The sequence below is a fragment of the Curvibacter delicatus NBRC 14919 genome (assembly GCF_001592265.1).
Lineage (GTDB): Bacteria > Pseudomonadota > Gammaproteobacteria > Burkholderiales > Burkholderiaceae_C > Hylemonella > Hylemonella delicata.
The window spans coordinates 1-6073 of sequence record NZ_BCWP01000072.1; the positions used below are offsets into that span (position 1 = coordinate 1).

Annotated in this window: 7 protein-coding genes; 3 read left to right on the top strand and 4 right to left on the bottom strand. The window is 59.7% G+C overall.

Annotated elements, in window-relative coordinates; genetic code table 11:
• The 3 genes from CDE01S_RS17630 to CDE01S_RS17640 are packed head-to-tail and all read right to left on the bottom strand — an operon-like array spanning position 1 to position 2485.
• A complete protein-coding gene (locus CDE01S_RS17630) occupies positions 1 to 666 on the bottom strand; it encodes a cytochrome c3 family protein (protein ID WP_066710778.1) in 666 nt (221 codons plus the stop codon).
• Positions 663 to 1247 (bottom strand): hypothetical protein, encoded by a 585-nt coding sequence (locus CDE01S_RS17635; RefSeq protein ID WP_066710781.1) that lies wholly within the window; start codon positions 1245 to 1247, stop codon positions 663 to 665. The genes CDE01S_RS17630 and CDE01S_RS17635 overlap by 4 nt, the downstream gene beginning before the upstream one ends.
• On the bottom strand, positions 1247 to 2485 hold the full coding sequence (locus CDE01S_RS17640; RefSeq protein WP_066710784.1) for a 2Fe-2S iron-sulfur cluster-binding protein: 1239 nt from the start codon (positions 2483 to 2485) through the stop codon (positions 1247 to 1249). Before CDE01S_RS17640 ends, CDE01S_RS17635 begins: the two co-directional genes overlap by 1 nt.
• 759 nt (positions 2486 to 3244) lie before the next feature.
• Here CDE01S_RS17640 and CDE01S_RS19275 point away from each other — a divergent pair.
• Positions 3245 to 3592, top strand: a complete 348-nt coding sequence (locus CDE01S_RS19275; RefSeq protein ID WP_369406373.1) for a DUF2946 family protein — start codon at positions 3245 to 3247, stop codon at positions 3590 to 3592.
• Positions 3593 to 3733: 141 nt separating this feature from the next.
• Positions 3734 to 4684 (top strand): transporter family protein, encoded by a 951-nt coding sequence (locus tag CDE01S_RS17645; RefSeq protein WP_066710787.1) that lies wholly within the window; start codon positions 3734 to 3736, stop codon positions 4682 to 4684.
• Here the strand turns inward: CDE01S_RS17645 and CDE01S_RS17650 are convergent, their stop codons facing one another.
• Positions 4685 to 5281, bottom strand: a complete 597-nt coding sequence (locus CDE01S_RS17650) for a TlpA disulfide reductase family protein (protein WP_218016545.1) — start codon at positions 5279 to 5281, stop codon at positions 4685 to 4687. It abuts the gene before it with no gap.
• Between the two features lie 237 nt (positions 5282 to 5518).
• Between CDE01S_RS17650 and CDE01S_RS18910 the strand changes: the two genes are divergently transcribed.
• Positions 5519 to 6073, top strand: a 555-nt coding sequence (locus CDE01S_RS18910; RefSeq protein ID WP_500778423.1) for a Mom family adenine methylcarbamoylation protein, incomplete at its 3' end; no start/stop codon positions are given.

Genomic DNA, 6073 nt, shown 5'->3' on the forward strand with positions numbered 1-6073 from the left:
TCAGCAAATCCCTAGCACGAAGTACCTGTTGTGGTCGAACGTCGCCGGTTTCCACGCCTCGGTCTTGTGGCAGGACTTGCAGCTGCCCTTAATCTGTCGATGCAACCGGTCGGTCGGCGCGTTGTGGCAGCTATCGCATCGGTCCAGCTCAGCCTTGACCAGCAGAGCGTGGTCGAAGTGCGCCGGCGTCCAGGCCTTTCTCGCGTGACATCTCGAACATTCCACCTTCAACCCGCGATGCACCTTGTCCTTCGGTGACGCGTGACACGAAGAGCACGCATCCCGCACCGCCACCTTTAGCAGGCCATGTGAAAACGGTTTGCGGCTTCGCTTGGTGAGTTTCGGTCCCTGGTGGTCGCTGTGACAGGCTATGCAGTTCTGCTCGACCAGTTCCTGGTGGAACGACCCCATGATGGTTCCCTTGGAAATCGGCACACCCTTTGTGGTTTTCAGTCCGACGTCCGCGACAGCGTGGCACCCGATGCATTGCCCCGATGAAGGACCGCGCCAGGCAGCATGGCAGGCGAAGCAATCGGTCGCGATTTTCTCGTGCCCCTTGACAAGTGGCCCGGGGCTCACCATGAGGTGGGGATAGACGAAGGCCAGCGCCACCACCGCAAGCAGGTTGAGCGCGATGACGATGAAAAGAACTGGGCGCCTTTTCACTTCCAGCCCCAGAACAGAAAGATGGCGACGATATGCGCCGTGGCAAGAACTGAAAAGGCGAGTGTGATGGGGAAGTGCACCAAGCGCCATTGCTTGACCACGTCAAAGGTCAGGCTGTCCCAGTACAGGCCGTCTTCAAGTTCCTCCTCGCCGAGACCGCGCTCGCGCATACGCTGCCGGGCTTCCTCCATACGCCGGCGTGAGCGATCCAGCAGGAATTTACCCGTCAGACCGCTACCAACATTGATCAACATCGCCCAAACGGCGAGCCATCCGAGGATGGCGTTGAAATGGACGCCCGCGTGCACAAGGACCAGTAGCGATCCGAACCAGGCCAGCAACTCGTGCCAGCGCAGCAGTTTGGCCGGGTGTCCACGGTGGATGACTTTGTGCTTGCGCAGCGAATAGACCGTGGAACCTATGATCAGCAGCGTACCGGGAATTCCGAGCCAGCGGCCGACCCACAGCAGATCAAAAAGGTGCAGCAGGCCGTCGATGGACAACGCCAAGAGTGTCAGCGCAGTAAAACTTCCCAGGAAGGGAAGAACCTCGCGGCTGAGGAGGCGGGCAGGCACTGGCATCAGGCCTCCAACACCAGTGTTGACGAGGGCCGGCCAACGCACAGCAGGCAATGGCCCGACGGAAAATCGTGGTCAGGAGCGTGTTCGTACTGCACGGTGCCTTCCAGCATCCGGGTCTCGCAACTGCCACAACTGCCTGAGCGGCACCCGGACTCGACAGTGATACCGTGCCGTTCCGCAAAGTCAAGCAGCGAAGCATCCCGTCCGTCCCAGGTCAGCGTACGCCCGGAACGGTGGAACTTCACCTCGATATCCGTTGCAACGGGTTCATCAGACCCGGCTGCGCCAGGCAGTTTGACGGACGCAGGACCGAAGGCCTCGTAGTGGACGTCACTGACAGGTACACCCCACTCAGCCAGCGCTGGCACCAGGGTTTGCATCAAGGCGGGTGGACCGCAGACATAGAACTGGTAGCGTCCATGCGGCAATGTGCGGCGCAGCAGATCTAAGTCCACATGCCCTTGGTGCTGATAGTCGCGCCCTTGCAGGTCGGAATCGCAGGGACGACTGTAGACAACGTTCAGTTTCAGTGCCGGGTGCGCCGCAGCCATCTCCTCGATCAACCGCTTGAAGGCATGCTCTCGGCTGTTGCGCAGCCCATAGTAGAGGTGCACCAGCCGTTGCGGCTGCTGGGCTATGCACCAGCGTAGCATGCTCATCATAGGTGTGATGCCGATGCCGCCGCCGACGAGCACTGCTGGCACGTTCGGATCAGGGTCGATGAAGAAGTGCCCGGCCGGGGCCTTGACGCGCAGGACATCGCCTACCTGAATGTGATCGTGAAAGTAGTTGGATGACAGGCCGGGCGGGAACTCGGGGGCCGGTGCAGGCATTCGCTTTATCGTCACCCGGTAGTACGCAGGATCGGGTCGATCCGACAGTGAGTAGCAACGCGTGATCGGCTGCAAGGCGGCCACCCCATCTAAGGGACGAGATGCTACGTCGAGTGCGAAAGTGAGGAACTGGCCTGGTTTGAAAGGAGGCAGCGGCCGGCCGTCCATAGGCTGCAGATAGAACGAACACTGTGACTGCGCCTCATCCTCGAACACACGCTGCGCGACCCGGAAATCTCGCCAACCCGCCCACGCCGCCTCGGACTTGTGGGGAGCCATGGTCGGTGTCGCCGGCTTAGCGCTGGCATCGGTAGCACGCTGCCGCCAGACCGTCCAACCGATTCCCGCCGCCAGCTGCAGAAGCAGCGCGGCAGAAATCAAGGCGAGAAGTTCGGTGGCGGTCATGGATGCAGACTGTAGGCTCGGCAACGCCCTTCAGGAAACATCGCCTGGTCCGATTCTAGGGAGAGGAAGCATCGGATCCTTGACCTGCCTCAACTGAATCGACCTCTCCGACGGTAGGGTTGTGTGGCCGGTCCGGATTCAAGACTTCGAGATCGGTCAACGAGTCTTCTTTCATGTACGCGGCAATAGCGTCGCCATCACCGCACCGCCTCAGCGTTCGATTCGCGGCCGATTCCTGTCATGTCGCGCTCGACGCGCCGTGCGTAGTTTTTCGATCTATAGACCCAGGGCGGCGCAATCGCCGAAGGGGAATGGGGCGAACCCTGACCAGCTCCGCGCGAGGAAGCTGGCTCAGACGTAGCCGCTATCGATTGCGCGAATTCCTGCCTTTGGCGGCTGCAGAATTCGGCCAGGAGCGCTGGTGGATCATCAGAGGCCAAAGCTTGGTTCAGACTGAACTGAGTCACTCGCTGTCGGCGGCCGCAGTGGCTGCGGCGATCATTACCGGTCATTCGACAGGCAACAGCTCGTATGGCCGCCGTACCACCGGTACCGGGAACTCTTGTGCGGTGATAGCGATCCGAACGTGGAGGACAGGTCCGGTGCGGAATTTACTGACGCTGCCGACCCGTTGCTGCCGCTCGCGGCCAGCGAAAGCGGGCGGTCAGTCGCGCGCTACGGCATACCTGCAAGAGCCTAGAATACCCCGTCATGAGATTGGCGAGCATTCTGCGCACGTTCCGACTAAGCCTGGCGTTCATGGCCGCGCTTGGCTCGGCCGTTCTGCCGGTCTACTCGCATGGACTGGCTCATAGCGCCAATGCCTCGTCGGGCAACTGGATCGAGGTCTGTACGGTTGGCGGCATGCGGCTTGTGTCGCAGGATGATCCGGGCACGCCGCAATCACCGACGGGTCAGTCGTCTCATGAACAGGACTGCCTCTATTGCGCTTCGTTGGCGCCGATTCTTGGCTTGCCGTCAAACGGGCAAGTTGAGATCGAGAAGCCAAGTTCACAAGCGATCCCGATTCCCCCGTTTCCTCGCCACGCCCACGCAGGTGCGTGGCGTAGCCCATACTCCCGAGCCCCTCCTCGCGCGATTGCCTGACCACCGGTCAGGATCTCCAAGCGGCTACACGCCTCTTCCCTCTCGTATCTGCTCCCGTTACATCGGGATAGCTTGCCTTTCCTGGCGGACTGGCGGGACGAAGTGGCGTAGCTTCCTTTGACTTCATTCAATCACGCAACCATGAACAAATCGACAAGAATTCTCGTCGCGGCATTGGCCGCAATTCCCGGCGCCGCCGCTTTTGCCTGTGCAAGCTGCGGATGCTCCTTGAGTTCGGACTGGGGCAGCCAGGGGGTTTCTTCAACCCCGGGGCTGAGGATGGACCTCCGGTTGGACTACCTGAATCAAAACGAAGTCCGCAGCGGAACCAGCAAGGTTGGCACCTGGCCCATCTCGGGGCATGAGCAGGAGCTCTACACAGAGAACACCTACCTGACGGCGGCCTTCGACTATGGTTTCAACGAGGACTGGGGCATCACTGTCCAGTTACCTTACGTTGTCCGCAATCACGCAACCAACGGCCAGAACTTCGATGGCAGCGATGCCGGCACGTCCAGGACCAGCAGCATCGGTGACGTCAAGCTTATCGGTCGCTACATGGGGCTCACCGAGAGCCGCAACTTCGGCATCCAGTTCGGCGTGAAGCTACCGATGGGGAGCTATACGGAGACGTTTAGCGGTGGCGCCATTGCGGGGCAGGCATTGGATCGGGGACTTCAGCCTGGCACCGGAACCACGGACCTAATCGTCGGCGCGTTCTACTTCGACTCACTGTCCCAGAACTGGGATTACTTTGTGCAGGGTCTATATCAAACGCCGACCAACAGCAGGGACGACTACAAACCGGGCGACTCCCTCAATCTGAACGTCGGCTTCCGATACATGGCATTGGAGAAAGTCATTCCCCAGATCCAGATCAATGCGCGTACCTCCAACAAGGATTCCGGAGCAAATGCGACCCCGGACGATAGTGGCGGTCAGACTGTTTACTTGAGTCCCGGCGTGACGGTTCCCGTTAGCGAAAAGGTGAAGGTCTACGGATTCATTCAGGTGCCGATTTTCCAGAATCTGAACGGCTACCAACTGGCGCCCACGTACACCGTCTCATTGGGCACGCGGATTGACTTCTGATCAGTGAACGCCGAGAAGAGGTGTCACTAACGCCTCAAGAGCAGGAAGGTCGACTGTGGGGTCGCCTTCGTGCCCGTTCTTGCGCAATACACCTTGGCGATCAATGACGAAAGTCGAGGGCAGTCGCCAGATTCTTCCAAAGCCTTTGATGTTTGCTTCGTTTTTTATAGCAACAGGAAAGGTGTAGTGGCTGGCCATACGACGGACCTCATCAAGTTTTGAGGAGTCATCCATGCTGATGGCAATGACCTGAAGTCCTTCGGATTTGTGCTTGTCGTAGTACGCCTGTATGGCGGGCATTTCCTCGCGGCATGGGGCACACCATGTAGCCCAGAAATTCACTATCGTGACTTTGCCAGTGGCGCCGGAGAGGAGAATCTTCTGCGAAGAATCCAGCAGTTTGACCTCGATGGGAGGCCCTGGTTGTCCTGCCGACAGGTCGGAACCCCAGACAAGTACTGGCAAGAGAAGCGAAAGAGCCAAAGCTATTATGCGCATGGCATGGAGTCTACGCGTTCTGAATGAACGCTCAGTCCTCGGCGGTATTACGACTACGCGGAGCAGCGTGAAGCCATCGGCAGCGACGGTAGCGGTCATGGATGCAGGCTGTACGCTCAGCAACGCCCATCAGGGGACGTTGGACGATGCCCACGTACACGACTTGATGCGACAACTCCGGGCCCATCACGTACGACGACTTACAAGCCGTTTGGAGGCTTCGAACCATGCGAGCGCGACCAAGCAAAGCACTGCACCGCTCAGCAAGAGCGTCATGGAAGGCGTCGCGAAGCGGAACAGTGCGGCAATCGCGGGTACCCTATTGCACAAGAGCGGATTGGCCTCTTCCATGGCCGCAATCTGGTCGGCGTCGCCGTATTCAGTATCCCGATCAACAACAACGTGGTGCCGCGCTACACAGGCCAGCAGACCAAGAATGGCACGGAGCTTGGGCGCTTTGTACTGCTCGACGCCGTTCCCTACAACGCCGAGTCATGGTTCCTCGCCAGCGCTTTCAAGGCACTACGAGCCCTTCGGCCCGACGTGTCCGTGGTCGTGGCCTATTCGGATCCCATGCCCCGTCAGACGGCTCTTGGGCAAACGGTCCTGCCCGGCCACGTTGGCATCTCGTACCAAGCTGGTAATGCCAGCTACCTCGGACGCGCGGCCGGCAAGGTGCTCCACCTGACGCCGAAAGGAGAGGCGTTGAGCTCTAGAGCGATTTCGAAAGTTCGCCTCCAAGAGCACGGCGCCGACTCCGCAGAGAAACGGCTGGTGCGCCTGGGCGCCCCAGTGCGACCATTCGGCCAGCACCCGGCCGAATGGATAAATGATGTCTTGTCTAGCAACGTGTTTCGCCGGGTCAAGCATCCAGGGAATCATGTTGGGCTT